At 62.6% G+C, this 25458-nt stretch carries 25 protein-coding genes, 1 tRNA gene and 1 pseudogene; 9 read left to right on the forward strand and 18 right to left on the reverse strand.

The window, feature by feature from the left end; translation table 11 throughout:
* On the forward strand, nucleotides 1-312 hold a 312-nt coding region (locus NYZ98_RS38925; RefSeq protein WP_262850101.1), incomplete at its 5' end, for an HAD family hydrolase.
* Between the two features lie 30 nt (nucleotides 313-342).
* On the forward strand, nucleotides 343-819 hold the full coding sequence (locus tag NYZ98_RS38930; RefSeq protein ID WP_262850103.1) for an NUDIX domain-containing protein: 477 nt from the start codon (nucleotides 343-345) through the stop codon (nucleotides 817-819).
* 42 nt (nucleotides 820-861) lie between these two features.
* On the opposite strand, the gene NYZ98_RS38935 is transcribed toward NYZ98_RS38930, so the two are convergent.
* The 8 genes from NYZ98_RS38935 to NYZ98_RS38970 all read right to left on the reverse strand — a co-directional run bounded on the left by NYZ98_RS38935 (nucleotide 862) and on the right by NYZ98_RS38970 (nucleotide 7076).
* The gene (locus NYZ98_RS38935; protein WP_262850105.1) at nucleotides 862-2232 is read right to left on the reverse strand and encodes a tyrosine-type recombinase/integrase; all 1371 of its coding nucleotides are present in this window, start codon (nucleotides 2230-2232) and stop codon (nucleotides 862-864) included.
* Nucleotides 2229-2423 (reverse strand): helix-turn-helix transcriptional regulator, encoded by a 195-nt coding sequence (locus NYZ98_RS38940; protein WP_262850107.1) that lies wholly within the window; start codon nucleotides 2421-2423, stop codon nucleotides 2229-2231. Before NYZ98_RS38940 ends, NYZ98_RS38935 begins: the two co-directional genes overlap by 4 nt.
* Nucleotides 2407-3807: a replication initiator gene (locus tag NYZ98_RS38945; protein ID WP_262850153.1), complete on the reverse strand. Its 1401-nt coding sequence runs from the start codon at nucleotides 3805-3807 to the stop codon at nucleotides 2407-2409. Before NYZ98_RS38945 ends, NYZ98_RS38940 begins: the two co-directional genes overlap by 17 nt.
* Before the next feature lie 240 nt (nucleotides 3808-4047).
* Nucleotides 4048-4212, reverse strand: a complete 165-nt coding sequence (locus tag NYZ98_RS38950; protein ID WP_262850110.1) for a hypothetical protein — start codon at nucleotides 4210-4212, stop codon at nucleotides 4048-4050.
* A gap of 8 nt (nucleotides 4213-4220) precedes the next feature.
* Complete coding sequence (locus tag NYZ98_RS38955) at nucleotides 4221-4577, reverse strand: hypothetical protein (RefSeq protein ID WP_262850115.1); 357 nt, start codon at nucleotides 4575-4577, stop codon at nucleotides 4221-4223.
* 17 nt (nucleotides 4578-4594) lie between these two features.
* Complete coding sequence (locus NYZ98_RS38960) at nucleotides 4595-5329, reverse strand: DUF2637 domain-containing protein (protein ID WP_262850120.1); 735 nt, start codon at nucleotides 5327-5329, stop codon at nucleotides 4595-4597.
* A gap of 14 nt (nucleotides 5330-5343) precedes the next feature.
* A complete protein-coding gene (locus NYZ98_RS38965; RefSeq protein ID WP_262850123.1) occupies nucleotides 5344-6726 on the reverse strand; it encodes an FtsK/SpoIIIE domain-containing protein in 1383 nt (460 codons plus the stop codon).
* A complete protein-coding gene (locus NYZ98_RS38970) occupies nucleotides 6726-7076 on the reverse strand; it encodes an SCO3933 family regulatory protein (RefSeq protein WP_262850125.1) in 351 nt (116 codons plus the stop codon). The genes NYZ98_RS38965 and NYZ98_RS38970 overlap by 1 nt, the downstream gene beginning before the upstream one ends.
* Nucleotides 7077-7212: 136 nt before the next feature.
* Here NYZ98_RS38970 and NYZ98_RS38975 point away from each other — a divergent pair, with 136 nt between their 5' ends.
* The 3 genes from NYZ98_RS38975 to NYZ98_RS38985 all read left to right on the forward strand — a co-directional run bounded on the left by NYZ98_RS38975 (nucleotide 7213) and on the right by NYZ98_RS38985 (nucleotide 9499).
* Complete coding sequence (locus tag NYZ98_RS38975; RefSeq protein ID WP_262850127.1) at nucleotides 7213-7593, forward strand: winged helix-turn-helix domain-containing protein; 381 nt, start codon at nucleotides 7213-7215, stop codon at nucleotides 7591-7593.
* Between the two features lie 257 nt (nucleotides 7594-7850).
* Nucleotides 7851-8888, forward strand: coding sequence for an AAA family ATPase (locus NYZ98_RS38980; protein ID WP_262850129.1), 1038 nt, complete (start codon nucleotides 7851-7853; stop codon nucleotides 8886-8888).
* Nucleotides 8885-9499 (forward strand): nucleoside/nucleotide kinase family protein, encoded by a 615-nt coding sequence (locus NYZ98_RS38985; RefSeq protein ID WP_262850131.1) that lies wholly within the window; start codon nucleotides 8885-8887, stop codon nucleotides 9497-9499. The genes NYZ98_RS38980 and NYZ98_RS38985 overlap by 4 nt, the downstream gene beginning before the upstream one ends.
* Nucleotides 9500-9674: 175 nt before the next feature.
* On the opposite strand, the gene NYZ98_RS38990 is transcribed toward NYZ98_RS38985, so the two are convergent.
* The 3 genes from NYZ98_RS38990 to NYZ98_RS39000 form a co-directional block, all read right to left on the reverse strand.
* Nucleotides 9675-10493, reverse strand: coding sequence for an endonuclease/exonuclease/phosphatase family protein (locus NYZ98_RS38990; RefSeq protein ID WP_262850133.1), 819 nt, complete (start codon nucleotides 10491-10493; stop codon nucleotides 9675-9677).
* Nucleotides 10494-10504: 11 nt separating this feature from the next.
* Complete coding sequence (locus NYZ98_RS38995) at nucleotides 10505-10816, reverse strand: hypothetical protein (protein WP_262850135.1); 312 nt, start codon at nucleotides 10814-10816, stop codon at nucleotides 10505-10507.
* Between the two features lie 352 nt (nucleotides 10817-11168).
* The gene (locus NYZ98_RS39000; RefSeq protein WP_262850137.1) at nucleotides 11169-11990 is read right to left on the reverse strand and encodes an SAM-dependent methyltransferase; all 822 of its coding nucleotides are present in this window, start codon (nucleotides 11988-11990) and stop codon (nucleotides 11169-11171) included.
* A 96-nt stretch (nucleotides 11991-12086) separates the two neighbouring features.
* On the opposite strand from NYZ98_RS39000, the gene NYZ98_RS39005 reads away from it, so the two are divergent.
* On the forward strand, nucleotides 12087-12344 hold the full coding sequence (locus tag NYZ98_RS39005) for a GntR family transcriptional regulator (protein ID WP_262850139.1): 258 nt from the start codon (nucleotides 12087-12089) through the stop codon (nucleotides 12342-12344).
* Nucleotides 12345-13324: 980 nt separating this feature from the next.
* On the opposite strand, the pseudogene NYZ98_RS41660 reads toward NYZ98_RS39005, so the two are convergent.
* The 5 genes and pseudogenes from NYZ98_RS41660 to NYZ98_RS39030 all read right to left on the reverse strand — a co-directional run.
* A pseudogene (locus tag NYZ98_RS41660) lies at nucleotides 13325-14266 on the reverse strand (IS481 family transposase); the annotation flags it as partial.
* Between the two features lie 695 nt (nucleotides 14267-14961).
* Nucleotides 14962-15168: a hypothetical protein gene (locus tag NYZ98_RS39015; RefSeq protein ID WP_262850143.1), complete on the reverse strand. Its 207-nt coding sequence runs from the start codon at nucleotides 15166-15168 to the stop codon at nucleotides 14962-14964.
* A gap of 660 nt (nucleotides 15169-15828) precedes the next feature.
* Nucleotides 15829-16095 carry a tyrosine-type recombinase/integrase gene (locus NYZ98_RS39020; protein WP_262850145.1) on the reverse strand — a complete coding sequence of 89 codons (267 nt, stop codon included), beginning with the start codon at nucleotides 16093-16095 and terminating at the stop codon, nucleotides 15829-15831.
* Nucleotides 16096-16660: 565 nt separating this feature from the next.
* Nucleotides 16661-17617, reverse strand: coding sequence for an O-methyltransferase (locus NYZ98_RS39025; protein WP_262850147.1), 957 nt, complete (start codon nucleotides 17615-17617; stop codon nucleotides 16661-16663).
* 2 nt (nucleotides 17618-17619) lie between these two features.
* Nucleotides 17620-18960 carry an ATP-binding protein gene (locus NYZ98_RS39030; RefSeq protein WP_316249653.1) on the reverse strand — a complete coding sequence of 447 codons (1341 nt, stop codon included), beginning with the start codon at nucleotides 18958-18960 and terminating at the stop codon, nucleotides 17620-17622.
* 131 nt (nucleotides 18961-19091) lie between these two features.
* Between NYZ98_RS39030 and NYZ98_RS41665 the strand changes: the two genes are divergently transcribed.
* The gene (locus NYZ98_RS41665) at nucleotides 19092-20459 is read left to right on the forward strand and encodes a DNA cytosine methyltransferase (RefSeq protein ID WP_380708807.1); all 1368 of its coding nucleotides are present in this window, start codon (nucleotides 19092-19094) and stop codon (nucleotides 20457-20459) included.
* A 15-nt stretch (nucleotides 20460-20474) separates the two neighbouring features.
* Here the strand turns inward: NYZ98_RS41665 and NYZ98_RS39035 are convergent, their stop codons facing one another.
* The gene (locus NYZ98_RS39035; RefSeq protein WP_262850157.1) at nucleotides 20475-20915 is read right to left on the reverse strand and encodes a very short patch repair endonuclease; all 441 of its coding nucleotides are present in this window, start codon (nucleotides 20913-20915) and stop codon (nucleotides 20475-20477) included.
* 179 nt (nucleotides 20916-21094) lie between these two features.
* Nucleotides 21095-21847 (reverse strand): transporter substrate-binding domain-containing protein, encoded by a 753-nt coding sequence (locus tag NYZ98_RS39040; RefSeq protein ID WP_262850149.1) that lies wholly within the window; start codon nucleotides 21845-21847, stop codon nucleotides 21095-21097.
* A gap of 1703 nt (nucleotides 21848-23550) precedes the next feature.
* Between NYZ98_RS39040 and NYZ98_RS39045 the strand changes: the two genes are divergently transcribed.
* A tRNA-Arg gene (locus tag NYZ98_RS39045) sits at nucleotides 23551-23613 on the forward strand.
* Nucleotides 23614-24242: 629 nt separating this feature from the next.
* Nucleotides 24243-25358, forward strand: a complete 1116-nt coding sequence (locus NYZ98_RS39050; protein WP_262850151.1) for a hypothetical protein — start codon at nucleotides 24243-24245, stop codon at nucleotides 25356-25358.
* Nucleotides 25359-25458 lie beyond the last annotated feature (100 nt).

A 25458-nucleotide genomic window follows, 5' to 3' on the forward strand; every position in this document is an offset into this window, starting at 1 on the left:
CGGACAGGACTGGACGATGTCGTCGACGGCTACGCGTTGTCGGGCGTCGAGGGCATTCGCAAGCCCGACACCGGCCTATTCGAGATCGCCGCCAGACGCTGTGGCACCGACCTCGCCAGCGGAGGATGGATGGTCGGTGACCACCCCACCGCGGACATTGGCGGAGGACACAAGGCCGGCCTTCGTACAGTTTGGATCAACCACGGAAACTGGGCAGGTCATGAGCACCCCCCGGAGAAAGTCGTCACCGACGTGCTCCACGCGATCGAGCTTCTGCGTGACATGGGGAGCGACTTGCCGAAGAAAGCCTGATGGGCCGTGGGAGCCGGTAGGTTCCTGCCTATGGCCCGGCGGGTGGACTTCTACGACGATCCAGCGGCGCCCAAGCCCAACAGCCTTGTTCCATCAGTGAACGTCGTGGTCACTAACGATGCGGGCGAGATTCTGATGATCCGCCGGTCCGACAACGGCAACTGGGCCGTTCCCGGTGGTGCGGTCGACCCGGGTGAGTCTCTGGCCGAGGCCGCGATCCGCGAGACTCTGGAAGAGACCGGGGTCAGATGTGAGGTCACCGGCCTTATCGGGACGTATACCGACCCCAAGCACGTCATCCTCTACACCAGCAACGGTGAAGTCCGTCAGGAGTTCTCCATCATGCTCACCGGCCGAGCAGTCGACGGGGAGCCGACGCCAACCGAGGAGTCCCTGGAAACGCGTTGGGTTACTCGGGATGAGGTCTGCTCATTACCGATGGACCGTTCAATGCGCCTGAGGATCAGCCACTACCTCATAGACGCGGGCAAGCCGTACATAGGATGAGGCCCCGGCGAACGCCAGGGCCTCAGGTGAGCGTCTAAGGGATCACTCATCAAGAGCAGTGCTGATCTTCCCGTTCATCCGTTCCTGCTGGCCCTCCATGCACTTGGCGTACACCCGATGGAGGACCTCCACACTGTGCCCAGCTCGCTGAGCAACCTCGGTAGCCGGCACGCCCGCGTTGAGCCATAGAGACAAGGCCGCGTGTCGCAAATCGTAGGGGCGGGCAGCGAGCGGAGACCTCATCTGCTCATCGGTGAAGACGAGCGCACGGGCTTCCTGCCAGACATACGAGCATGCCGAACTGGAGTATGAACCTCCCTTGGTCGTCCGGAACAGTCGGCCGTCGTCTTCGGTTCCGTACGCGTCGATGTGCTCGCGGAGAATGCCGACCAGGACAGGTGGGATGGGAATCTCCCTCGTCTCCTTCATCGCCCGGTGCTTGAGGCTGCGCGACTCGTGGGTCTCTCCTGAATTGGTCCATCGCTTGTTCGCCTGTGGTCGTGCTCTCTCCAGAATGACTCTCCCCCATCCTGCTTCTGGCAGGGTGCAGTTCTTGGAGCGCAGGTCCGCCGCTTCCTCCGGCCGTAACGCCGCGTAATAGATACAAGCGAACATCGCCCTGAGCCGGACGCCCCGAGTGCGCCCGACCTTCGGCACAGCGGTCAGAAGCTGTTTCGCCTGCACGGGGTTGATCACCGTACGGGGGTCGACGACGGTTACGGCTTTCGGCGGCTTCCACTTGATCTCGTGCAGTGGGTTGGTAGCGAAGATCTTTTGTTCCACTGCTGACTCCAGGAGGTGATGAAGAATCGCTCGCTTTCGCCGTACCGTGTTGGCTGCGGCTTCCTTGCCGTCGAAGGTGACCGATATGGCGTCGAGTGCGATCCGGACAACACGCGCCTCCTGGAGATCCACCAGCGGAAGGGACGCCTTCTCCAGCCAGCGCAGAACCGCACTCTGCGCGCGAGTCAACTCCTCTTGCCGGTCTTCCGGGAGCAGCACGCGGGTACGTAACACCCGCCGCAACTCGTCGTCCTCCGGCCGGTCCGGGACGTCGGCCACGAGCGCCGGAATCAACGACAGCAGCGCGTACGCCTCGGTCTCTCGCGTACGAGGAGCAGTCCTCCGCCACCGGCCGATCACGTACGACCGCGCGAACGTCAAGAAGGACGGGCCTGCCGACTCCGCCTTCGCCGACAGCATCGAGGCCGGCATCCCGGTGGAGACATCAAATGCCTCTCCCTTCCTTGCCGCCTGCCGAAGGTCAGACAGGAAGTTCTCGGCCAGCGCCTTGGTTCGGAAGGTCTTGGAGCGTGACTTGGTGCCGACTTTCCAGCGAGCTTCAAAGGATGGCGTCTTGCTGGACTGGTTCCGGCGGACTTCCCATATGCGGACTTCATAGGTGACGGTCACGCCGCCCCCCGACGCGAGTCAAGCCACGCTTCAAGGTCGCTGCGCCGGACGCGCAGCTCGTCATTGGGGTACTGGATGCAGACCGGTGCCTTGCCCAGCTCCCGCCACCGGTAGAAGGTGCGACGAGAGACCTTGTTCAGCACGGTGAGCACCTCGGGCACAGTGAGCAGGTCATCATCGGGCCGAGGCACCGAGCACCTCCCTCGCTACCGGAGAAACGGACAACGGTTGCCCCGTCATCGCGGCAGCGAGAACGGCATCACCGGCTGAAAGGCCCTTTCCGGCGTAGGCCCAGTGGGCGACGACGAGGACGGTGTCCTCTTCGAAGAGGGGAAGTCGGCCGGTGGTGATCGCTTCGCCTCGGCGATGGTCGGCGCGTTCGGTTCGGATGTCGCCGAGGGTGGTGGAGTAGTGGCGGGATTTGGTGGAGAAGTGGCCGCGGAAGCCGAGCATGTGCGCCCATTCGGCGAGTCGGAGGTCTGCCAGGCCATCAAGGGCGCCGAGGCGGAGGCATTCGGCGATGAGGCGTCGGGCGTGGTCGTGGATGGGCAGGGTGGTGAGGTCTTCGGTGGGGTTGATGCGCCGGTCGAGGGTGCCGACGCATTCGGCGGCTTTGGTGGCGTATTTGGCGATGTAGCCGGCGACGGCTTGGTCGGTGAGGTCGCCGTCCAGGGTGATGGGCCGGATGTCGAGCTGTCCGCCCCAGCGCAGAACGGCGGACGGCTTGCCGTCGACGGCGGGAGCTTTCACGGTGACGGCGTGGTGTGCGTGGCGGACGGCTTGTGTCAGGACGTCGGCGGTTGCCCAGGCCGGGGGTAGGGAGGTGGGGCCGTCGGGTCCGTCGAGTCGGATCACGGCGTGGAAGTGGACGACGCCGCGGCGCTGGTATTCGGCGACCTTGGCGAAGGAGATCGTCAGTTCTTCGCGCAGGCCCTTGACGCTGTGGCCGGTGAGTTTGGCGACGTGACGGCGCAACGCGAGGGTGAAGCGGCGCCACAGTTCGGGGGCCAGGGCGTTGAAGAAGACCGACCCGGTGTAGCTGTAGCAGTCTGGGCACAACGGTTCGCCCAGGCGTTCCTCGTCGGCGCCGTGCCGGGCGGTGCAGGACATCACCCTTCCGTGCGGGCAGGTTTGTGCGTCGCGCCGGGGGTGGCAGGGCAGGGGCTTGCCGTTGCGCTCTCGCCGGGTGTGGACGGTGCCGAACGAGGGGGCGGTGAGGGTGACGAACAGGCACGGGTGCGTGCTGACGGTGGTGGGCACGCCTTTGCCGCCGGCCAGGCCGGCGCGGATCAGGTGGTAGGTATCGGCCCGGTAGGTCTCGGCGCAGGAGGGGCAGCGGGACGCGCGCCGGGTCTTGCACGGGACGCGGAGCACGCCGCCGGGTTCGGTGGTGGTGGAGTAGCGGTGCAACAGGGCGCCGGTCGCCTGGTCGACGTGCAAGAGGTGGCCGCGGAGGTGGATCGGCTGTCGGCATCCGCCGGTGGCACGAATCTGTGCGGCCCATCGGGCGTAGTCGGGGTCATGGAGCCGGGCGATCAGACCGACTTTCACGTTTGCGTTGGACGGGTTGGGCATGATGGGCGTGTCCCTTTCCGGGTCTTCGCGGGTTCGGTGTGGGGATGGCCCCCGACGTGGCGTGTGACTTGGCGGTTGTGCGGTCACGCCGGGGGCGCCGGGGCTAGGCCCCGTGGTTTTCTGCTCCGGTTCCGTCGCAGTCGGCGCAGGTGTCGCCCAGGCTGTCGACGCCGGTTCCGCCGCAGGTGCAGCAGCGGTAGCGGATGATGGGGAACTCGTCGGGTTGTGTGCGGGTGATGTTCACGGGATCAGGTCCCAGGGGTTGAGGTACGCGTAGAGCCGGTAGCGGGTCGGCTGGTCGCGGTCGTGGCGTAGGCGCGAGACCGCTGTGACGGTGAAGGCGCCGCGGAGCCGGTAGAGGGCGCAGGAGATTTCGGTACAGGTGCCATCGAGGCGGACGCGCATGGGTTCCGTCAGGCCGAGTGGGTCGCAGTGTCGGTGTCGGGCGCGGTGCAGCAGTTCTGGTGATCGTCGTCAGAGGCGTGCTGGGTGTGCGTCGAAGCGAGCAGGCCCACGGCCCGGTATTCGGCGATGCCGAAACGGATCTGGGTGGTGTAGTGGCCGTAGGGCAGGTAATCGGGGTCGATCTGGGAGCTGAGCAGCCGGGCGACGTGGTCGACCTGGTCGCGGATCTTTTCGTCGGTTCCGCGGGGGAAGTAGTAGGCGATCACCGGGCCCTCAGGTGTGGGCACGTCGGGGTTGGTGTCGAAGAAGTCGGCGAGGTCGCGTAGGCCGGCGATGTAGGCCAGCCGGGTGGGGGTGTGAGTCATCGGATGTGTCCTTTCGGTCAGGCGGTTTCGGGGACGCTGCGCAGTTGCCGCAGCAGTTCGGTAGCGAGCTGGTTGGACACCCCCAGGCGGGCGCGCAGGGTGTCGCGGGTGATGGGCTTGCCGTGCTTGGCGTGGTGTTCGGCCGCTACGCGCCGGGCGTAGTCGAGCAGGCCCGAGGACAGGGAGGGGGACGGCCCGTCCTGCTCGTCCTCGCGGCCGTCCTGGCCGGGGACGGGCGGCGCATCGCCCGGGACGAGGGCGGGCACATCGGGTGTCTCGGTGACGGGATGCGGGGACGAGCCGGGGACGGGGATCGGTACGGGGACGGCGGCCGGGGACGAGGACGGTCCCAGGACGGCGCGGCGTTCGAGCATGGAGACCGCGACTAGGAACGCCACGGCCGGGGTTGCTGCGGTGACCCATCCCCAGACCGAGGGGTCGGCTTGTGCGAGGTTCGCGGCCAGGGACAGGACGATCCCGCCGGCCAGGACCAGGGTCGGCCAGGACACCGGGCCGGACCGTTGACGCCGGGTCTTCTTGTCGCGTTGCCGTTCGCGGGCGGCCATGACGCAGGTGAGGTCGACACAGACCGCAACGGCCCAGGCCATCCAGCCGTTCTGCCCATGCTCTGTGGCGGTGTCGCGGATGTGGGTGAAGGAGCCCGCCCCGGCGATCAGGGCGACCACGGCGACCGGTCCGGAGTCCAGCAGCCAGCCGGTCAGGCGGGAGGCACGTCCGCGAGGTGCGCTCATCGGTACCGCTCCTTTCAGGCCGCGATCTCGGGATGGGTGTTGCTGTCCAGTTCCAGGCCCAGGCCGCTGGCCTTGACCTGCTCCCAGGACGGAGCCCGATCGGCGAAGGTCTGCGCCGCCTGTTCGGCCGCGATGGTGGAGACGTAGCCGGATCGGGCGCGGGTCCAGCGGCCATCGGCCCCGGTGACCACGGCGACCCCGGCCATCTCCGGAGGGATCGAGCGGGCGGCGACCAGGGCGTCAGGGTCGAGGTCGCCCAGGGTCATCACGGCGGTTTCGGGATCGTTGACCCGGTGGCAGACCCGCCCGCCGATCTGGGCGCGCAGCGCGGTCACCCCGGGGCCGAGGTCGGAGCCGATCCGTTGCCCCGACAGCACCAGGTGGATTCCGAAGGCCCGGCCGAGCTGGGCGATCCGCAGCAGCGCGGTGGCGGTCTTGGTGACCTCGTCCTTTTCGGCCTTGTCGGCGGTCAGGAACAGCTCCGCCAGTTCATCCACCAGCAGCAGGATCGGGATCGGCCGCAGCGCGTCGGGGAGTTGCCAGATGTCGCGGGTGCCGTGCCGGCGACAGGCCAGCATCCGGGCGCCCATCACCCCGATCAGCTCAGCCAGCAGCCTGACGGCATCGGTCCGGGTTGTCACCAGGGCCGACAGTCGCGGCGCGTACGGGGACAGCTCGACCCCGCCTTTGAGGTCGAATCCGATGATCGCGACCGGTTGGCGGGCGAGTGCCACGAGCAGCGCGTTGATCAGGTTGGATTTGCCCGATTGGGTGGCGCCCACGTTCATCCAGTGCGGGATGAGCCGGAAGTCCAGCGTCCAGGGGGCACCGGTCTCCAGGACGCCCACCACCGGCCGCAGCAGGTCGGCGGCTGACCACCCCGACTCCGGCTCATCGCCGGGCATGGCGGGAATCACGTGGGCTAAAGGGTCGCGGGTGGTCGCCTGTAAGGTGACGCGGCCTGGCCGCGAGTCGACCACTCGGACTGCTTCGACGCGCCAGGCGTGTGCGAGCCGCTCGCACACCTTGACGTAGTCGTCGGGGATCTGGCCGTCGAGCAGGTGGAAGGTGACCCGCCAGCCGTGCCGTACCGGCCGGGGGAGCTTCATCCACGGTTTGGTGTCGACCGCGACCCGCTGAAACCGCCGCTTGACCCGCACGACGCCGGTCGAGGCGACGAGGCCCGGCACGGTGGTGAACCACCAGCGGTGACGCTTCTTGGTGAGCCCGCATCCGGAGGCGACGTGCCGCCAGGTCCAGCGCAGCCGCACCGCCTTCAGCGGGAAGCCGATGACGTACCAGAAGGACACCGGGGCCAGCCGCCGCCACACCCGCAGGATGATCAGGACGCCCAGCGTGATGAGCAGCGGCCGGGGGATGACGCCGAGGATCTCCATCACGCCACCGCCGCGGGCATGTCGGAGGCGGTGCGGACGAATGAGGTGGCCTTGTAGGAGATGCCCCAGCGGTTCGCACCGTTGATGGTCTGCTCCCAGACGTAGCCAATCAGGCCGATGGGGGTGATCTCGTCGCCGGGGGTGATGTCCGGCTCGGCCGAGGTGCCGATCTTGAGGAGTTCCAGACGGCCGAAGTCGTCTTCGACCGTCACCGTGACCTCGTAGACGATGTTTCCGTTCTTGTCCTTCTTGATCTCGCCGGTCTCCTTGCTGACCAGGCGGGGCCGGGCGGCCTTGACGCAGGTGAACTGGAGCTTGTTGGTGTCGACGGGGATCGGGATGGTGCGCATGGTGATGGTTCCTCTCAGATGGTCTTCTTAGACCTCATAGAACACTTGGGATTCTATGTTGTCAATGGCTTCTATGAGCGCTTGGTTGGCAGGAAGGGTCGAGCGTGGTGAACTTGGCAGGAGCGAAGGAGCGAGCATGGTCCAGAACACCGGCCGGCCCGGCTATTTGCAGATAGCCGACGAGCTGCGCGGGCAGATTCGATCTGGCGCGCTGCCGCCAGGGCAGGCGTTGCCGTCGATCGCTCAGCTCTGCCAGCGCTATGAGGTCTCCGCCAGCGTGGTGAAGTCAGCGATCAGCGTGCTCAGGACCGAGGGCTTTGTGATCGGCCAGCAGGGCAAAGGCGTGTTCGTTCGCGACCCGGTAGAGGTCGAGACCAAGCCGGCGACCGGCGAGGGTCAGATCATGGAACAGCTTGCCCAGATCAGGGAGGCTCTCGGCGACCTGGGGAAGCGCCTGGCCGATCTTGAGGCGGCGGTCTTCGAAGAGCCGAAGCGATCTGGCCGGCGCGACACGTGAGCTCGTCGAGCTCAGCGCGAATCGCAGCCAGCTCGTCGGCGACCTGTTGCTCTGCCCTGCTGTTCACGGTGCCCCTCCCTGCGCTGGGTTTTCGTCCCTGCGGGATGGCCTAAGTTCACCGTGATCAGGTGCTTTTCTGTATCACGCGGCTCTAGTTAAGCTTCTTCACACAATCTCATCGGCGATTTACACGAGCGTTTTCACATGCACCACCGGATGCCGACCCGCTTGCCCGAGCGCGAAGTGAAGGGACGCACTTGAAGACGACCCAGCGCCAAGGCTGGACCCCCACCAAGCTCCGCGAACACCGCGAGGCTCACGGCCTCACCCTCGAAGGAGCCGGCGACAAGTTACGCCAGACGGCCGAGCGGCATGGCTTGGCCGTGCCCGCGGCCAACTTCCAGACGATCTGGGGACACGAGAACGGGTCCATCTACCCTGGTCCGCACTACCGCCGCGCGTACTGCCTGCTGTATCAGGCCGCCGAGCATGAGCTTGGATTTCGTCTACCGTTGCCCGGTGAATCACAGAAAGCGGAAATCGTGATTTCCGAATTGCCTGCGCCTGCCGACCCGGCCGCTGACAATACCGCCGCCCTGGTCATCGAGGAAGCGTTCACGAAAGTCGCCGTCGACGGCATCGAGAGTGACGGAACTCCCCAGGCCGCGTTACGCGCCCGGGTCGTCGACGCCTGGCGCCGCCGGCACGGGGGAGGCAGCCCCAAGCCCATCCTCGTCCTCGTCGGCGGATACGCCGGATCAGGCAAGACCGAGTTCTCCAGGTTCCTGTCCGACATCACCGGCTGGGCGTTCCTGGACAAGGACTCGCTCACCCGATGCATGGCCGAGCGTCTGCTGGTGTCCCTCGGCAGCGATGCCAACGACCGGCAGAGCGAGCTGTATCTGTCCGAGGTCCGGCCGCTTGAGTACCGGTGCCTGATGGAATCGGCGTGGGACAACCTCAACGTGGGGACATCGGCGATCCTCTCGGCGCCGTTCATCACCGAGCTGCGCGACGAGGCATGGTTCACCCGCCTGGAGAACCGGTGCGCGGCCAAGGGCATCGACGTCGCCGCGATCTGGGTTCGGTGCGACCCCGAGTCCATGCGCGAGTACATCGAATTCCGCGGCGCCGCACGGGACGCATGGAAGCTGGCCAACTGGGACCAGTACGTCGCCGGCCTGGACACCGACAAAGCCCCGCCCACCGCGCATCTGACCGTCGACAACCGGCTAGGTGCGGCGATCAGCCTGGCCGACCAGACCCGCGACGCGCTCAAGCGCATCCTCGCGTGACGCAGCCGACAGGGATCGTGCTGTACGGCCCGCCTACCAGCGGCAAGAGCACCACGACCACGGCCCTGCACCGGTTCGATCCACGGTTTCGATTGCTGCGCAAGCTCAAGGTCGGCACCGGCCGGGCCGAGGAATACCACCTCGTCACCGCCGCCCGATTCGACGAACTGCGCCAGGCCGGACGCACGGTGGCCGAGACCCACCGGTACGGCAACACATATGCCGTCGACCGCGCCGAGGTCGAGGAGATGGCCCAGGCCGGTCGCATCCCGGTCGCCCACATGGGCACGATCGCCGACCTGCGCCGCCTGGTCGGCCGTGATCCCTGGTTGCGCGTACTGCTGTGGGTCCCACGAGACGTCTGCGAGCAGCGATCCGGGTATCGCGGAGACGTCGACACCACCCAGCGGCTCACCGCGTGGGACGAGACACTCGCCGACCTTGAGGCCGGCGCCGACGAGGGGTTCTTTCACCTGCGCCTCCACACCGACCAAATCAGCGTCGACCAGGCCGCCCGCGAGATCGCCGCCGCGTATCAGACCCTCAGCGCCTCGTCCCTTCGCGCGGAGGGTCCCCGTCCGGTAGACGCACAAGCACCGCCGGCGGGATGAGGTCCAGCCGCCACCAGGTACCGCACTCATCGCAACAAGCGCCACCGGGCATGGTGCCGACACAGGGCAGAATCCAGGTCCACCCCACACGCAGATGACCACATCCCTCGCTCTGCGGGCTTCCCGAGGAGCGGCGATTGGCCGCGGGGTCAACCACAGGACAGCCTGTACGTCCTCAGGTGTAGGCACGGAGCTTGGTCTGATCGATGCGGTCGGTATCGATCACGGCCAAGATGCCGTAGTGATCGCTCGCGCCTTCTGGATCTACACGCTGGTAGTCGACGATCGCGTCTTGGAGCGCGGCGGTGACGTGGAACTGGTCGACCCGGACCAGGCCGTTGACCCCGGTATGCGCCCGAAACGACGAATCCCCACGTGTGTCGGCCAGGTACCCGGCGACGTCGATCATCGTCCCCGCCGCGAAGGTCTCCCCGACGATGGTGTTGGCCCGCCATGGCTGGTCAGGTCCGATAGGGCGATGACACCGGATCATCCGGTTGTGCGGCTGAACACGCCCCCACGGCGGTTCAGGATCACCCACCGGGCAATGGTTGATATCGCCGCCGATGATCCCGAGCCCGTTGTACCGGTGCGCCCGTACGATCAACGTCTGAGCCTCCTGCACGGCCAGATCAGCCGAGTAGCACGACAGGTGGGCGGAGATCAGCACCAGCGGAACCTGCAGCCCGTCGACCGCGAACCGGACGGCGGCATAGCCGTTGGTCACCGTCACGGCGTGGTCCTCCAGACCCAGCCAGCGGAGCCCCTCATCAGGCCGGTAGGCCAGCGCGATATGCCCGCTCCCCGGGGAACGGGCCATCAGCACCCGCATACCGAGATCGTGCTCGGCTTGTGCGATCTGCGCCCGGTCGTCATCCAGCCAGCCCCGGCACTCCTGTAGCAGCACCACGGTGGGCTCCTGCCTGCGGATGACGTCGGCCAGGCGAGACCACCGGCCGTCACGGTGCGCGCTGTGCAGGATGTTCTGCGACATGATCCGCAACCTCATAATCCCGCTCCCTCCTGGTCGCAAACCCGAGCCTGGTCGGAGTCGCTCGCCGTCGAGTCCGCCGAGGGTTGCGTCTGGCCGAGCAGGCGTACGAACTCGGCGAGCTTCTCGCGTGCCCTGAGGTAGGCGGCTTGTTCGCTGGTGAACGTCTCGATCTGCTGCACTCCCAGGGGGCCGGGCAACTGGCAGTACAGCTCATACGGCCGGGACATCACGTCCAAGCTGAAGGCTCGCACCTCGCCGACCATGCCGTGCCGGAACTCCTGTACCTTGGCCGACTTCACCCAGACGATCTCTAGCTCCGCCATTGTCCGGCCCTGCTGTCCGCGCTCGCCGCGCGCAGTTCCCGGTACCGTGCGTCCACCCGACGCGCCGCCGTCTGGCACGCATCGACGGGGCACAGGGTGTAGACCCATCGCCTGGTACGCACGGATATCCGGCCGGTCCACCAGCGGTAGTGCATCCCATCAGAGCCACGCTCACACCAGACCACCAGATCCCGGTACACCGACAGCGCTGCCACCTCGTCTCCCTCATGGGGGTCCGCAGTGATCCCGAACGCCTCCAGCTCCCGGCACAACCGCAGCACAGCCGCGGTGGCCGGGGAACGCCCCACCATGCCCGGGACCATTTCCCGCGCCCCAGCGCGCTCGGAGGCGGTCACCTCTTGCGCCCTATCCCGCCATAGGCGCGCACCCGGTTGTCCTCAAAGAACACCGGACCGTCCGGCCGCCACAACGGCAGGTACACCACCCCAGGAGAGACCAGCTCCAGGCCGTCGAAGAACCCGGCGATCTCCACCCACGAACGCAACACCACCGAGGCGCTCGCTCCCTCATAAGAACCGGCCACCTCGGAGAGCTCCCGATGGTTCTCCGCATGCGAGACCACCAAGTACGACCCCGGGCACATCGCCCCGACCAGCCTCGAAACGAGTTCGTAAGGGTCATCCTCATCGCCGATGAAATGCAGCACCGCACACAGCAGGACCGCCATCGGTTGCGCGAAGTCGAGGACACCCCGCACGTGGGGATCGCTCACGATCTTCCACGGACGGCGCAGGTCGCCGGCCATGACGTGGGTGTTGGGGTTACCCGTCAGCAAGGCGCTGGCATGTCCCAGCACGATCGGGTCATTGTCGACGTACACCACCCGCGCCCGCGGGTCGATTCCTTGGGCCACCTGATGGACGTTCTCTTGGGTCGGCAACCCGGTCCCGATGTCGAGGAACTGCCGGATGCCCCTCTCACCGGCCAGAAACCGCACCGCCCGACCGAGAAACGCCCGGTTGGCCCGAGCCATCAAGGGGACGTGGGGAGCGCTGCGGATCACCTCTTCCGCGCGCTCTCTGTCGATCGCGAAGTTGTCCTTACCGCCCAGGAAGTAGTCATACATCCGCGCCACGCTGGGCGTATTGGTGTCGAAGGGTTCCGGCGGATCTGACGTCGACCCCTGCGAGGGGTCCCGGCCCAGAGCTTCCATGCGGGCATCATAAGCAGCTCAAGCTATGGCGCGCTATAGCGCGACGCACCGCGCCGTCCATCGCCAAGCGCGACATGGCTTCCTACGGTTACCTTCATGATCGAGCTGAAGCCGAATCAGCCCAGGTGGCGCCAGGTCCACGCGATCATGCGCGAACGAATCCGCACCGGCCAGTACAAGCCCGGCGAACGCATCCCATCCCTTATCGCCTTGGTCGAAGAGTTCAGCATCGCCAACGCCACCGCCCAGAAGGTCATGCGAGCCCTACGAGCAGACGGCCTCATCCACACGGAACCCGGCATGGGCTCATTCGTCACAGAACCAGACGATCAAGAGCCGCCCACCGCCGAGTGAACGCCGCCGGCCCCTGACCGCTAGACGCCGATCACGCGTCCGAGCGATGTCTAGTCCCATGAGATGCCTGACGTTTCTGTCCCAGGAGATGGGCGACAGGTGATCTAGGAAACATGGCCGGCCTTGCGGGGCCGGTGAACTTTGTGGTTGCGGATCGGGATGTCGGTGGTCCGCCGGACGGTGCGTGGTCCCTCGTCCAGGTCGATGGTCAAGGTGGTGTCGCTGACGTGGACGGTGACGACCTGGCCGGCGTGCATGCGGCCCAGGGAGACGGTCTGCCGGGCGACCATGATCACGCCGAAGGAGGTGGCGCGCCGCTGCACCGTGACCGGTGACTGCGCCGGGACCGGAGGCGGCCCGGCGGGCCGGGCGCCGCGCAACATCAGGCACGCAGGCCAGGCCAGAGGGTTGGGGCGGGTGCGCAGCAGCTCGCGGGTGTCGGGGTCGAGGAACATCAGGGTGTTCTCCTCGATCCGGATGGTGACCCGCCGTCCGGCCAGGATCTCGGCGGCCAGCAGGTAGCGACCACCCACGCTCACCATGCCGTACTTGTTCACCGCCCGCTCCACCTCCAGCGCGGCATCGGTCTCAGCCCGCGGCAATGGCGACGGCCCAGCCGGGCGCCCGCCGCGAGCGAACAAGAAGGCCAGGTCGCTGGTCGACAGGTGCGAGCGCAGGCTCTTCAGTCGCACTCCACCGGACAGCAGATGGATGACGTCCACATCGGCCCAGAAGGTGATCACCTGCCCGGCACGGGAGGTCCCCAGCCAGAACTGCTTGTTCGCAACGCTCATGTTGCCGCTGGCCGGCACCACCCGCTCGAACTCGATCGGCCCGCCCGACCATGCAGCGACGACCCGGCGCTCGGCCTGCTGCCCGCCCCCGACAGCCTCGCTGGCCGCCGAGAGCTCCTCACGCCCCGCAGACAGCAGCTCCGCCGTCGGCTCCTCCACGGCAGGTGACAGTTCCGCAGCAGCGGACAGAATGGTCGGCACCCGCAGCGGCAGCAGCTGCCGCTCCTGTTCGGTGACCGAGGTGAAGTGGTCGGCCGGGCAGGCCATGCCCAGGCTCTGATGCGGCCGAACGGTGTTGTAGTGGGCCACCCACCCGTCCAAAGCCGCCTGCACCGCAGTCAGGTCGGCGAACGGACCGGCATCGTCGAGCAACTCCCGGCGCAGGCTCAGATGAAACCGCTCAACCTTCCCCGTCGTCGTCGGCGATCGCGGCTGGGTCAGCCGATGCACGATGCCGTTGTCACGGCAGATCCGGTCGAACAGCACCTCACCGCCATGCCCGAACCGCGCGGTGAACTGCTTGCCATTGTCGGTGAGCACCTCACCAGGAGCACCGAAGGCGCCCAGCGCCTCCACAAACGCCAGGCACACTGCACGCCCGGTGGCCCGCAGCACCGCCTTGGCGATCACGCAGTAGCGGGAATGGTCATCAACCCCCGTCACCACCTTCACCTCGCGGCCATCGGCCAAAAACACCCCGCCGACGATGTCCATCTGCCACAACTCCATCGGCGCATCCCGCTGCCAGCGGCGGAACACCTGCTTGCGACGGCCCGTCCCGGGCTGGATCAGGCCATGGCGCACCAGCGCCCGATACACCCCCATCCGCGACGGCACCGGCACCGCACCACGACGCTCCACCTCGTGCACCAAGCGGACCGGACCCCACCGCGGATGCTGCCGCCGCAACTCACACACCAGCACCTCCACCGCGGCCGGCATCTGCGACGGAGACGACAACGGCCGACGCGAGCGATCCACCAGACCGCCCAACCCCGACGCCCGATACCGCGACACCCACCCCGACAACGTCTGCCGAGCCACCCCCACCTCGCGAGCGACCTCGGTCACCGTCGCGCCTGCTAAGACCGCCAGCACCGCCCGATACCGCTGCTCGACAACGGACATGTCCACCAGGGCCAATCCCGGCCTCCCGACGCGCGCCACCCGCAAACGACGCACGACAGACTGACCGACAACAGCACCTGTCACCCATGTCTTGGGACCGGAGTGTCAAGCATCTCCCGGGACAGGACATCACGCGTCCGAGCGATCCGGATGAGTACTTTCTTCTCGTCTTTAAAGGCGGCCCGCTCCGCGGCCCGCCGCGCGCCTAGCGGTCGCCGACCGCGCTGCGGCTCTTCGGCCGGTCGCGGCCGGCGCCGCCGTGCGCGCTGCCAGCCACGAGGCTCACGTCTAATGCCCAAGCTCGTTCATCGAACGCTCAGCTAAGGTCCGCCAGTCGCCGCATGCGGTCAGAGCCTAAGTAAGCCCTCACGTGCGACATCGGTCCGGACCTGGGTTTTTAGGTTCGTAGCCGGCAGGGGCGGGACGATCGGCACACTTCGGTTTTAACCGTAAGGGGCAGGGGCCGATCGCTGCCGCGCCGCTTCCGGTGCTCGGCCCGAAGGGGCCTGCGCTCCGGGTCGGCTTGCCACCGGTTGACCGCGTTACTCAATGTTGGGGCCTGAGCGATCCCGTCATCCGAGCGGTCTAACCCACCTGTCAACAATCCACTCTGTTGGGCGAAAGCCCAGCCGCTGATGGTGAGGAGGGTAGGCCCCCGCTCCCGGCACCGAGAAGTCGGGGGCCTGCTGGTGACGTTACCGGCGCCGCCGGAGAAGCCGGTCGATCACCTCCACCGCGGCCTTACGGCGGGCGCTTTTCCTCGACCAGACAGCCGGGAAGATCACGCCCAGGATGATGAGCAGGACGGCGGTGCCGATGCAGAAACCGACGAAGCTGGACTGGTCAGCGAGTTGGCCGATGATCGGCAGCGGATGCGAAGACGCCTGTTCCGTAACGGTCACCGTCAGGGACGTTGACTCCCGCGCGAGGGGATGCCTAACGTCATGCGGTACGTTTGCGTTCAGGTGAGCCTCCTTAGGGCTGCCTAACTTAGAGAGATGCGACGGCCTTCCGTGCCACCGGGAGGCCGTCGCCCCTTTTACGGGGCGATGACCTCGGACCGTCGAAATGAATGCTTCCGTCACTACGTTCGGTAACGCAAGTTGTCCTGAGAGCAGCCCTGTGGATAACCTGTGTAAAACTTGCTCCTGGGGTCTTGGCCCTTCTGTGGATTAGGTGTGGAAAAGCTGTGGGTGCAGTGAGGCGGCTTCTCACATGATGGAACGCCATCCGGTAAGAAGTCGCAGGTCAGGGCAGCAAGCAGCAGGCTTCTCGCAAGGCACAGGATGTGGATAGAAAGATTGTCGAAAAAACTTCTGTCGATCATGGTTCTGGGTAACGCCGAAGCGGTTAATTCATCGTTTGTGCCTCGCGAATACGCAAAAGCCCCATCCGCCCTCAGGTAGTTCGTGTCGAGGACAGTCTCGAAGGCTGACACCGCAGCTACCGGGGGCGCATGCCGCACCTCGTGCGCTGTCGGCCCGACGGGGCTTTGTGGTTGTCCTGACGATCTCGCGATCTTGCTAACACCTCTGCTAAGAGGCGGAGCGGGTGCGTTCCGCCTACTCGCCGATCGCCTGAGCGAAGATCTCCGCAGCCGAGGCTTCCGCCGTGCGGATCACGTGAGCGTAGGCCCGAAGCGTGATGGAGGGGTCCGCGTGTCCGAGCCGAGCGGCGACCACGTGAACAGGGACGCCGGCCAGGAGTAGCGTCGTGGCGTGGACGTGCCGGAGGTCGTGAAGCCTGGCATGGGGAAGAGGTTGTACGGGCCGCGCGCCTTGTGCCGGGTTGCTGTAGCGCTTGATCACAGTCGCGGTCAGCGAGCTCACCGTGTCGGGATGGATCGGCTCCCCCGCCGTGAACGCCCGAGGGTTAGCGGTGATCGCGAAATGCCTTCTGTACTCATGAGCAGCTGAACTCTGGCTCTCCGCTCTCCATCCTGTTAGCGAGGGCTCATTGGTGGATTCTGTCGTTATGGCTGAGCCAAGCGGGCCACCACACAGACGTAAGCCCCGATCGCGCTCTGGCTGGTCACCACACCGAGTTGAGGGCGATCGAAGGTCATGGACTTCGTTCCTCAACCCAGGTCCACCGAGCAAGTGGCGTCGGACATACATCTTAAGGACGCGTAGCTGTGCAACAACCTGTACTCACAGGACCAGTACCGAATTACAACCATTGACCGAATCCGATGGCCGAAAGGCTCGCGGACTCTGGAAGAGCACCTTCCGCGTGAATAGCTCGTCCCAGACATCTCCGCTTCGTCCACTACCGCTCCGATGTTCTCGACGAGCTGACGCGGGTACGCGCGTACGCGCGTATGGCGGTTGATAGCGATCATGATGCACGAGAAAGCGAAGCGGACAGATAACGAAGATTCGGCACGCCGGCGCGCTAACGAACCGCCTGGACGAATGACGGATATCTAAGGTAGTGCTCGACGAAAGACGCGATCTGATCTTCCATCAAGTCAAAACCAAGCTCCCGAACGTCGTTACGTGACAAGAGGGAGGGATTGGGCAACAAAGAACGCAACGATGCGACCTCTTTTGCCGTTAAGGGAGGTGTGATTATAGGTCTCTTCGCCAAGCAGAGCCAATCGGCCTTATTAACCTCATCGCGTACCGCATCGACAAAGTCGACGTCCGGGAGCACTCCGCCTGTAGTCGCCATTGGAGTCCCATCCTGATACTGAAGATTGAAGGCAGGGATGAAGCCGCCTGGGCGTGCAATTTCCACGGACTTGGCCTTCAGGTACCCAATGACTGCATCCCCTAGTGCAGCCATCATTTTTGGTTCATCCTTGAGATCCTTTGCGGCCTTGAAGCGCTCGACAGGGAAGGCATCACCGAATAATTCCTGGAATCTGTCTATGCGCTCCGATGGTCTTGCATACCTATGTCCAGCGGCGCAAAACGTTGTCAGCAGAAATGAGTTGCCCGGAAGAGATGAAACTAGCGCACTAAGCTCATCTAACTTCGTCTCATTCAGAACCTCGTCGTAATCAAGCCAGACTACCCATGGACGACTCAGTATATCGTCACGGCTCTTAATCAATTCAGGCAGTACATCGTGAGACTTTCCATGCATGACTTCGATCGTTCGATAGGGCTTGTTGAACTGAGCCCGCCTGAAGAGAACTTCGTCGCTCTCGATTGAAATCATGGTCTCGATTCCTAGCTCGCGATGAGCCATGTCGAAATCAATAAACCACACTGAACCTAGCCCTACGTAAACATAGTTGTTCTCTTTGTGATAATGCATGAGTCGTCGCAAACCATCAAACAATAGGACGCGTTCGATGGCTTTATTTTGGCGAACGCTGAAATCTATGTATTGAGATGAGCTCACTACTAGGAGTCCTCGTCTGCGAGTTCCTGGTACGCGTAATCGAAGGACTCAAGACCAACCTCGCGGTAGCTCATACGGCTGTTGCCGAAGCCAGCGGCTAGGGCTTTCATTCGATTAAGCGGAACCGAGTAATTCACATTTGCCATGCGCTCACGTGTAGCCGGCCTCGCCACCTCAGGAACCTTAAGCTCCGCGCGAGGGATTACTTCAGACACCTCCTTGGTTACAACTTGCTTTTCGAGCTCCTTTACAGTTTCGATATTCTGCTTTCTGGCGTTGGTGTAGTTGATCCAAGCTCTGGCAGGCTCGTGCATCCGAGCGAGCGCACGTTGATAGACCCGAGATGAGACATCTACGCTTCTCTTGGTTGTGGTCATTGGTAGAAGCTCTGGATTTTCTGAGCTGAAGAATACGACGCCGACGAACCCCGAATACTGCTTGTGCCATCTTGGAAGGGAAGCACCCCATCCCGTCAGAGCAGTAGTATCAGCCGCTAGAACTATTCGACCGTTGCACAGAACGTACCAACCAGAGATATCAAGACCTTTCTCCTCATCTGGCTCCCGATCGTCAGGGGGCGGCGAACCCATGCCCGCGACGATCTCGACGTTGACTCTTTCGTCTTCGTACTTCGTTCGCATTGGAGCAAAATTTTCGTTTTGGCGGAGTTCAAGCTTCCAACCACTAACCGGTTCGCTATTAACGTTAATCTGTAGTCCACGCATGAGAGGAATCATGTAATCACGGGCCAGCATGCGCCGCAGCCTGCGCTCGTACGTTGGGTCAGAGAATTTCTCTTTCACCTCATCTAGTAGGTCAGTAACAAGAATAGAGACCCCAGGCTCATCTTCTGGAAGTACATCCTCGATCTCAAAGTCCCACGCTTCGTCGCCCGCTTCGAGCCACCTCTTAACATCGATCGGAACGAAGAAGCCTTGTAGGTAATTATCGACCCTATAGGTACTGGAGATCCGGATCTGCCTGCCAAGCTTGAATACTGCCCGCTTCATCCCAATGCCGTAAACTCCTACCGAATAATCGCCTCTCGCTTGCTCGTCTCTTCTCCCGAAGGTAAAAGCGTACTTAGCAGCGTCGTCGAAGCTTATGCCTCCACAATTGTCTGAGACGGAGAATGTATCCTCGCTGATCGTGATATCAATCTTGTAGTCTTTGAGACTGCTATCTGATTGAAGCGCAGTCGGCCTCGCTCCTGAGAGCTTCCAGGCAGCATCGATACTGTTATCGACGAGATCCAAGATGCAGTCATCGAGAGAAATGTCCCGTGTTAGCATTCGGACAAAAAATGCCTTAGTCGGATTTGCCTTAGCTTTATGAGTGGCCATGAGTGTCTCTCGTTAGACTCCGTCGCTCGTCAGCTTGCTGTTGCAGCCTCCAGGGGGTACCCCATGTAGTTCCATCCTCGGGAGCACCAGGAACGTTACAGACAGCCCGATGGCGTGCATCTAGCACCAGGATGTGCGATGATCGCTCGGTGTCAAGAGTCCCTACCGTGAGCAACAGGTGCCGGCCGATCGCCATCGACGTCTTTGCTGGCGCGGGGGGACTCAGTCTCGGCTTTGAGCAAGCAGGGTTTGACGTAGTGGCAGCAGTCGAGTACGACCCCGTCCACGCAGCGACTCACAAGTTCAACTTCCCCTACTGCAATGTCTTGTGCCGGGATGTGGCAAACCTGTCTGCCGACGCCCTCCTCCAAGCTGCGGAGGAGGGTTTTCGAGGGCTATATCCGCGGCGAAAGTGGCCCGGATACGTGGACGCACTCATTGGCGGTCCTCCATGCCAAGGCTTCTCTGCAGGTGGAAAGCGAGAGGAGGACGACAAACGCAATCAGCTACTCCTCCATTTCGTCCGCTTGGTGGAGGAAATTAAGCCTCGCGTTTTCTGCCTTGAGAACGTTGCAGGCTTGTTGGAAACGCGATTCGATTCGCTCCGCGAAGAGGCAGTTCGCAGACTCCGAGTTGCTGGTTATCATGTCTCCGGAACTGATGGTCAAATCAACAGCCTGAATTTTGGTGTGCCTCAGAGTCGCCGACGAGTCATCATACTTGGAAGTCGTGGAGATTGCTGTCCGGAAGGATTGCGACCGTCTGCCATTGAAATAACAGTAGAAGAGGCCTTCGAGGGACTGCCCAGCCCCGGTAGCTATCCTAAATTGTTAGGGGACGATGAGTCGGAGCTGCTTGAAGTAGATTATCAGCGTCGGAGCCTCATAGATAATCCTTACGCAAGGCAACTTGCAGGTCTAGAGCCTGTGCCCGGGGACAAATCGAGGCCACGGCATTGGGATCCCACCATCATTACAGGATCTCGGCGCACAGTGCATGCACCAGCAACCATTGAGCGATTTGCTTCCACATCTCCAGGGACTGTCGAACCGAAGAGCAGGCTCTATCGACTACCGCTACGTGGCCCTTCTCGCACACTTAGGGCTGGCACAGGTTCTGAACGCGGTGCACACACGTCACCCAGACCTATCCATCCGGTCGAAGATAGAGTGATCACTGTGCGCGAGGCTGCCCGCCTTCATGGGTACCCCGACTGGTTCCGTTTCCATACCACGAACTGGCACGGGCATCGTCAGGTTGGCAATAGCGTTCCGCCTCCACTTGCTCGGGCCGCCGCGATTTCTCTTTTAAGAGCTCTGAACTGTAAGCCAGTAGCTCTTCGCGCCTCCATCTCGCTTGGTGCGACTACTTTACTACGGCTATCCAGTCTTGAGGCGCAGCCGGTAGTAAATGCTGTGGCCGCAGAGCTCCCTGAAACGCGTATGCGTAAGAAAATGGATGATGCTGCCCCGGATACAGGCGAGAGAGTCGCCAACTAAGAACAAATGGCAAGATCAACCGCCCCCTTCGATGCACGAACTAAGACTCTGTACCACCGTTATAATTTTCCGGGTGACATCGACAGGGTCTTCGTGACTCCAAAATCTAAGAACAGTCCAGCCAGCATTGGACAAGGTTGCGGACGTAGCTCGATCTCGGTCTATATTCCTGGATATTTTTGCATCCCAGTAGTGTCTGTTTGTTTTTGATGGCACATAATGTTGAGGGCATCCGTGCCAGAAACAGCCATCCACGAACACCGCAATCCGTTGTCGAGTGAACACTATATCGGCGGTGCGTCGCAAATTCGGTAGCGGGCGAAGATTGACCCGATATCTAAGGCCGTTAGCGTGCAAGACCTGACGTATCCGAATTTCCGGTATCGTGTTTTTTGACTTATTTCCCTTCATTACCGCCCGAGCGTGAGAGCTAGAAGCCCAAGACTTTTGTCGCATATTCAACGGCTCCAGCACCGCCGCTCCTGATCGGTGAGATCTGTCGTGTGAGGCCGGCGACGCTAGGCATGAGAAACCTCCCCCACCAGCACCTCACACGACAACTAACCTGACCAGCTACCTGAACGCCAGCTTCTCAGACACCCTCTAGATATAAGCAATTTCGGCATGTGCCCGATTTACTGCAGCCGGCAAGAAAGTCGCTCCATGTCAGTATCAGTCGGCTTGAATTCGCTTTCAAAGTCACCGGTATAGTGATTATTTCCAGGAAAATTTTCTGCTGCGAGCGGAAGTGTGCTTAAAAAGTCTGTCCGCCACTGAGTCTGCAGGTACTTCCGGATTGCCGTGTTGATCTTTTGGCAGTCGTCGCGTTGCTTCCCCAGCAATCCGACGCCATAGTACTGTTTCTGCCCGAAAGCGCCGGGAAGAACAATCTTGAACTTTCCGGGATTGGCGTTCATGTACCCGTAGAGAAGAAGAGTATCGGTGAAAAGTGCATCATTTTGTTTCTGAAGTACGGCATCCACGCATTCCCGGGTGGTGGGTTGTATGGTTCCAGCCTTACCCATCACTGCGCCAGGAATAGTGACTTCTCCCCCAGTTGTGGTATTAACGGTACAGATAGTCTTTTCCCTCAAACTGTCTGCGGTATCGATCTCCTTGTTGTCACTGCGAACCAGTAATGCCTGCGTGGTTACCATATAAGGGCCTGCGAAATCAATTCCATTGTCGTTACGGTCAGCGGTGATTGAGAACGTATGGATAACGAGAGTTGCCGTTTTTCGTTTCAACGATGGTTCGCGGTCTGCCGACGTAATTGGCCGCGGCGCCACAGGAAGCTTCAGTTCGCGACCTATTGCATTCATTACATTTATATCCATACCCGCGGGATTGATTGCACTCAATGCAAATCCCGGTGCGTCATCTGCCACACCTACACTTACTGTCCCAATGAGAATGGATGGACGCGGCGAAGCTGGTTCCGCGCTGCAGCTAGCTAATAATACGAGGATGGCAACTGTAACTAGTGGCGTGGCATTTCGCCTGAAGTGCATATAGTGACCCTCTCACCCATCTACTTATTTCTAAGTGTCGCGCGACTCACTGATAAGTCTACGCTGCAGTTCGTATCATTTCTGCTACTTTCGAGGGTAATCTCCAGATGAATATCCTTGCTATGTGGCGGGATGTCCACCCACACCTTCTTGTCCGGAAGTGCGTGTACTGATGTGGCGGAGCGACCGTTGGCGGTGGACTTTGCCGAGATCTCGATGAAAGGTGCGCAAATCCCTAGTTTTGGGTTATGGTCGCTAACCCGGAAAATTAATTCAATCCCATCTCTTTCGACAGGAATGGGTGTATAAAGCGTGATACCGCTAACTCCTGGTCGCACATCAGAACCATGATCCAATTTGACCTCGGCGAGTAGATCGACTTCGCGCCAACTCGCATATATAGTTGAGCCGATCCACCAGCACGTTACAAGGAGTTCCAAAATCAAGATGAGCACAAGCGCGACTCGGGCAATCGGACGACCGATTCGAGCTTGAATCCGATATCCAGTTCCAAGTACTAATCCACCTATACCTGAAACCACGCCGATTACAGTCCCAAGAGTGGAACTAAGTAATGTACCGGCCACACAGAGCACCACACCCCATGCGATCGCAATTAGGACAAGTATGTGAAATCCGGTAGAAAAGGGACGGGTCGGAGTGGTTGTCTCGCTTGTCGTCTCACCGGTTGTCTCGCTTGTGCTATGCCTGCCCACGAGGACATTATTATGCAAGTCATCCCATCTTGCGTACGACTCATCACCGGTCATGAGATGTTGAATTTGCAACGACTCGTGTAGCCGTGATGATTCTCGATAACGTTGTCAAAGAGATCACGTCATGTGGCCTGAGACCGGAGGGGTGACTACGTAGCATCACCTGTCGCGGAGGAGTGCCCACAGCACGTTGACCCGTTGCCTGGCCAGGGGCAAACACGGCCTGGGGTATGGAGCTTGCCCTCGGAACGCCGCTCATTCTTCCGGCGTCGCGGGAAGAAGTCAGTGCGGCATAACCGGTCAAGCCGCTCGGCATAGCCAAGGCGGTCATGTCGCCACCTGTAGCGGCCAGGAACTCGACGCCGAGCAAGACACCGATGCTGGCCTGCTGATGATGACCGTCCTGGACCAGGGCATCCATCTTCTCAATCACCGCCATCCAGCCTGATCAGCTCGGTGGCGCTGGATCACCAGCAGCGCCGCGGTCTGCTATCCCGGCACGGCGATGGCCGGCGATGGCCTGGGTAGATGCCGCTTGGAACACTCGTGTGGCCACTCGCCAGCACCGTAGTGCACACCGGCCGTGCGCAGCTACGCCTCCGGGCGAGCTTGACCCGCCTGACGAATGGTCGCAGGGTTTGATAGCCGGTGAGACAAGATTATTGCTCCCCTTGTTAGCCATCGCGAGAGCCGAAAGGACTCCGGCGGCGATGTCCCTTGTCGTCCTGCTGGCGCCGCTGTCTCCGCATGGTCGACTTGTCACCGAATGCCGGAGGACAGCCTCAGCAACTAAGGGACATGCACGGGATGATCTTACAGGCAGTGCAGGTTGCGTGGGACGTTCATGCAGCCTGCATCACATGAGCCAGTTTTATGACCGCCGCTCTCCTAAAGCGGGTGCCGCAGGTTCGAATCCTGCCGGGGGCACTCTTTGATCAGCCAAAACGGCTCCCCACCTGGGGCTTTTCGGAGCCGTGCGTTGGTCTTGTGCAGCGAGATGCAGCCGTAGGCAGTCACATGTCAGTGATCGCGAAATATCTATTAAATGATCTTGGCGGCGTTTTCCAGGTTGCTCCTGTCCAGGCGAAGGAACGTCGCTGGAGTGGTGGCCTCGGAGGGTGATGTGGGAGCCGAGGGTGAGTCGGCTCCCACACTTCCTACTCCTGATCGTCAGAGGGCTCGGGGAGCTGCGGCTGGTTACCGTTGCCGACGGAACTTCCGACACGGGCGGCAGCGAAGTTGATAGCGGCGGTGGCCAGCTGCAGAGTCGCTGTCATCAACGGGATCCATTCGGTGAGCTGTTGCACCCTTGTTCCTTGGTGAGTGGTTAGTCGGGGCCGGCCGGCGCCGTAGCGGACAGGAAGAGCACATCGACTGAGCGCGGTGTCCGGCAGCACATGCGGAGGAAGCCGAACAAACTGCTGCAGGTACGACAGAGGTAAGGCAGGCTGAGCAGCAGCAGTTGGTGATAGCCGAGGGTGGGTGCGAAGGCGTCCGGCGCCGTCCGGTCGCTCGGCCGGACGCATCCGGGTGACCAGAATCAGGAGCGGAAATCTATGCCTGCAACCCTTCCGGCCGAAGGAGTGGACCCCGCTGATGTTCACACCGCGGCGGAGTTGGCGGCGGCGTTGAAGGCGTTGGTGGGCGACCGCTCGTATAGCGAGGTGGACAGGGCGGTACGGGGTTACGGTCGGCTCCCCAAGTCCACATTGGGGGAGGCAGTCAACCTAGGACGCCCCAGCGAGAACACACTGGAGTTGATCCTTCGCGCTTGCGCGGTGCCGCGCGAACAGTGGCCGGGCTGGAAGGCGGCATGGGAACGTGCCCACGCCGAGGTGCCACCAGGCCTCGCGGGGCTTATCCGGGTAGAGCAAGCCGATCCCCGCCGCTTGGGCGTGCACGCCCCGATCGATGCGCCTCAAGCGGTGGGCGACCTACCGGTCTACGTTTCCCGAGACACTGACTCTGACCCGCGCGGAATACGCGCATTGATCGGCCAGGCTGCTGAGCGGGGCGGATTGGTCGTTCTAGTTGGTGACTCCTCCGTAGGCAAGACCCGATGTGCTTATGAGGCGATCCGCGCGCTGGTGCCACAGTGGTGGCTCCTTCACCCAGCCGACGCCGAACAAGTCCGTCAGGCCGCCGCGGTAGCACCACACCAACTCGTGGTATGGCTGGACGAACTACAAAAGTTCATGGGAGGCCCGGCTGGACTGACCGCTGACACCATCCGCGCTCTTCTCAGCGGCGGCAGCATCTTGATCTCCACGATCTGGCCGAGAAGGTACGACGCCTATGTCGCCCTGCCCCAAGACAGCGATCCCTACGCCAGGGAGCGAGAGGTGCTGGGTCTGGCCGACATTGTGCACCTCGGCTCCCGCTTCAGTTCTTCCGAGCTGGAACGCGCCCAAGACGCCGCCCAGGCCGGGGACCGACGCATCGCGCTTGCACTGCAATCGTCCGACTACGGGCTCACACAAGTGATCGCGGCTGCCCCGCAACTGATCGACCGCTGGCGTAGTGCAGATCTCTATGCTGCTGCGATCTTGAACGCAGCGATTGACGCCACCCGCATAGGCGTGCGATCCTCGCTCGGCACGAATCTGCTGCGGGACGCTGCACCCGGCTACTGCGACGCTCGCCAGGGTCACGTCCAGCGAAGTGGTGTATGAGTTGACCTTCGTGTGATCCTGTTCTGCAGGTTAAGCGGTGAGTGTCTGCGGGATGGGGGTCTGCTGCGGTGTGTCGCCCATAATGAGGTGCATCCGGGTC

Origin of the sequence: Sphaerisporangium corydalis (assembly GCF_025506355.1) — a bacterium.
GTDB lineage: Bacteria > Actinomycetota > Actinomycetes > Streptosporangiales > Streptosporangiaceae > Sphaerisporangium > Sphaerisporangium corydalis.

Coding starts and splice junctions, on each gene's coding strand:
- NYZ98_RS38930 (WP_262850103.1), top strand. CDS start 343: ATGGCCCGGCGGGTGGACTTCTACGACGATCCAGCGGCGCCCAAGCCC.
- NYZ98_RS38945 (WP_262850153.1), bottom strand. CDS start 3,807: ATGCCCAACCCGTCCAACGCAAACGTGAAAGTCGGTCTGATCGCCCGG.
- NYZ98_RS38950 (WP_262850110.1), bottom strand. CDS start 4,212: ATGCGCGTCCGCCTCGATGGCACCTGTACCGAAATCTCCTGCGCCCTC.
- NYZ98_RS38955 (WP_262850115.1), bottom strand. CDS start 4,577: ATGACTCACACCCCCACCCGGCTGGCCTACATCGCCGGCCTACGCGAC.
- NYZ98_RS38960 (WP_262850120.1), bottom strand. CDS start 5,329: ATGAGCGCACCTCGCGGACGTGCCTCCCGCCTGACCGGCTGGCTGCTG.
- NYZ98_RS38965 (WP_262850123.1), bottom strand. CDS start 6,726: ATGGAGATCCTCGGCGTCATCCCCCGGCCGCTGCTCATCACGCTGGGC.
- NYZ98_RS38970 (WP_262850125.1), bottom strand. CDS start 7,076: ATGCGCACCATCCCGATCCCCGTCGACACCAACAAGCTCCAGTTCACC.
- NYZ98_RS38975 (WP_262850127.1), top strand. CDS start 7,213: ATGGTCCAGAACACCGGCCGGCCCGGCTATTTGCAGATAGCCGACGAG.
- NYZ98_RS38990 (WP_262850133.1), bottom strand. CDS start 10,493: ATGTCGCAGAACATCCTGCACAGCGCGCACCGTGACGGCCGGTGGTCT.
- NYZ98_RS38995 (WP_262850135.1), bottom strand. CDS start 10,816: ATGGCGGAGCTAGAGATCGTCTGGGTGAAGTCGGCCAAGGTACAGGAG.
- NYZ98_RS39000 (WP_262850137.1), bottom strand. CDS start 11,990: ATGGAAGCTCTGGGCCGGGACCCCTCGCAGGGGTCGACGTCAGATCCG.
- NYZ98_RS39005 (WP_262850139.1), top strand. CDS start 12,087: ATGATCGAGCTGAAGCCGAATCAGCCCAGGTGGCGCCAGGTCCACGCG.
- NYZ98_RS39030 (WP_316249653.1), bottom strand. CDS start 18,960: ATGGCCACTCATAAAGCTAAGGCAAATCCGACTAAGGCATTTTTTGTC.
- NYZ98_RS41665 (WP_380708807.1), top strand. CDS start 19,092: ATGTGCGATGATCGCTCGGTGTCAAGAGTCCCTACCGTGAGCAACAGG.
- NYZ98_RS39035 (WP_262850157.1), bottom strand. CDS start 20,915: ATGCGACAAAAGTCTTGGGCTTCTAGCTCTCACGCTCGGGCGGTAATG.
- NYZ98_RS39050 (WP_262850151.1), top strand. CDS start 24,243: ATGCCTGCAACCCTTCCGGCCGAAGGAGTGGACCCCGCTGATGTTCAC.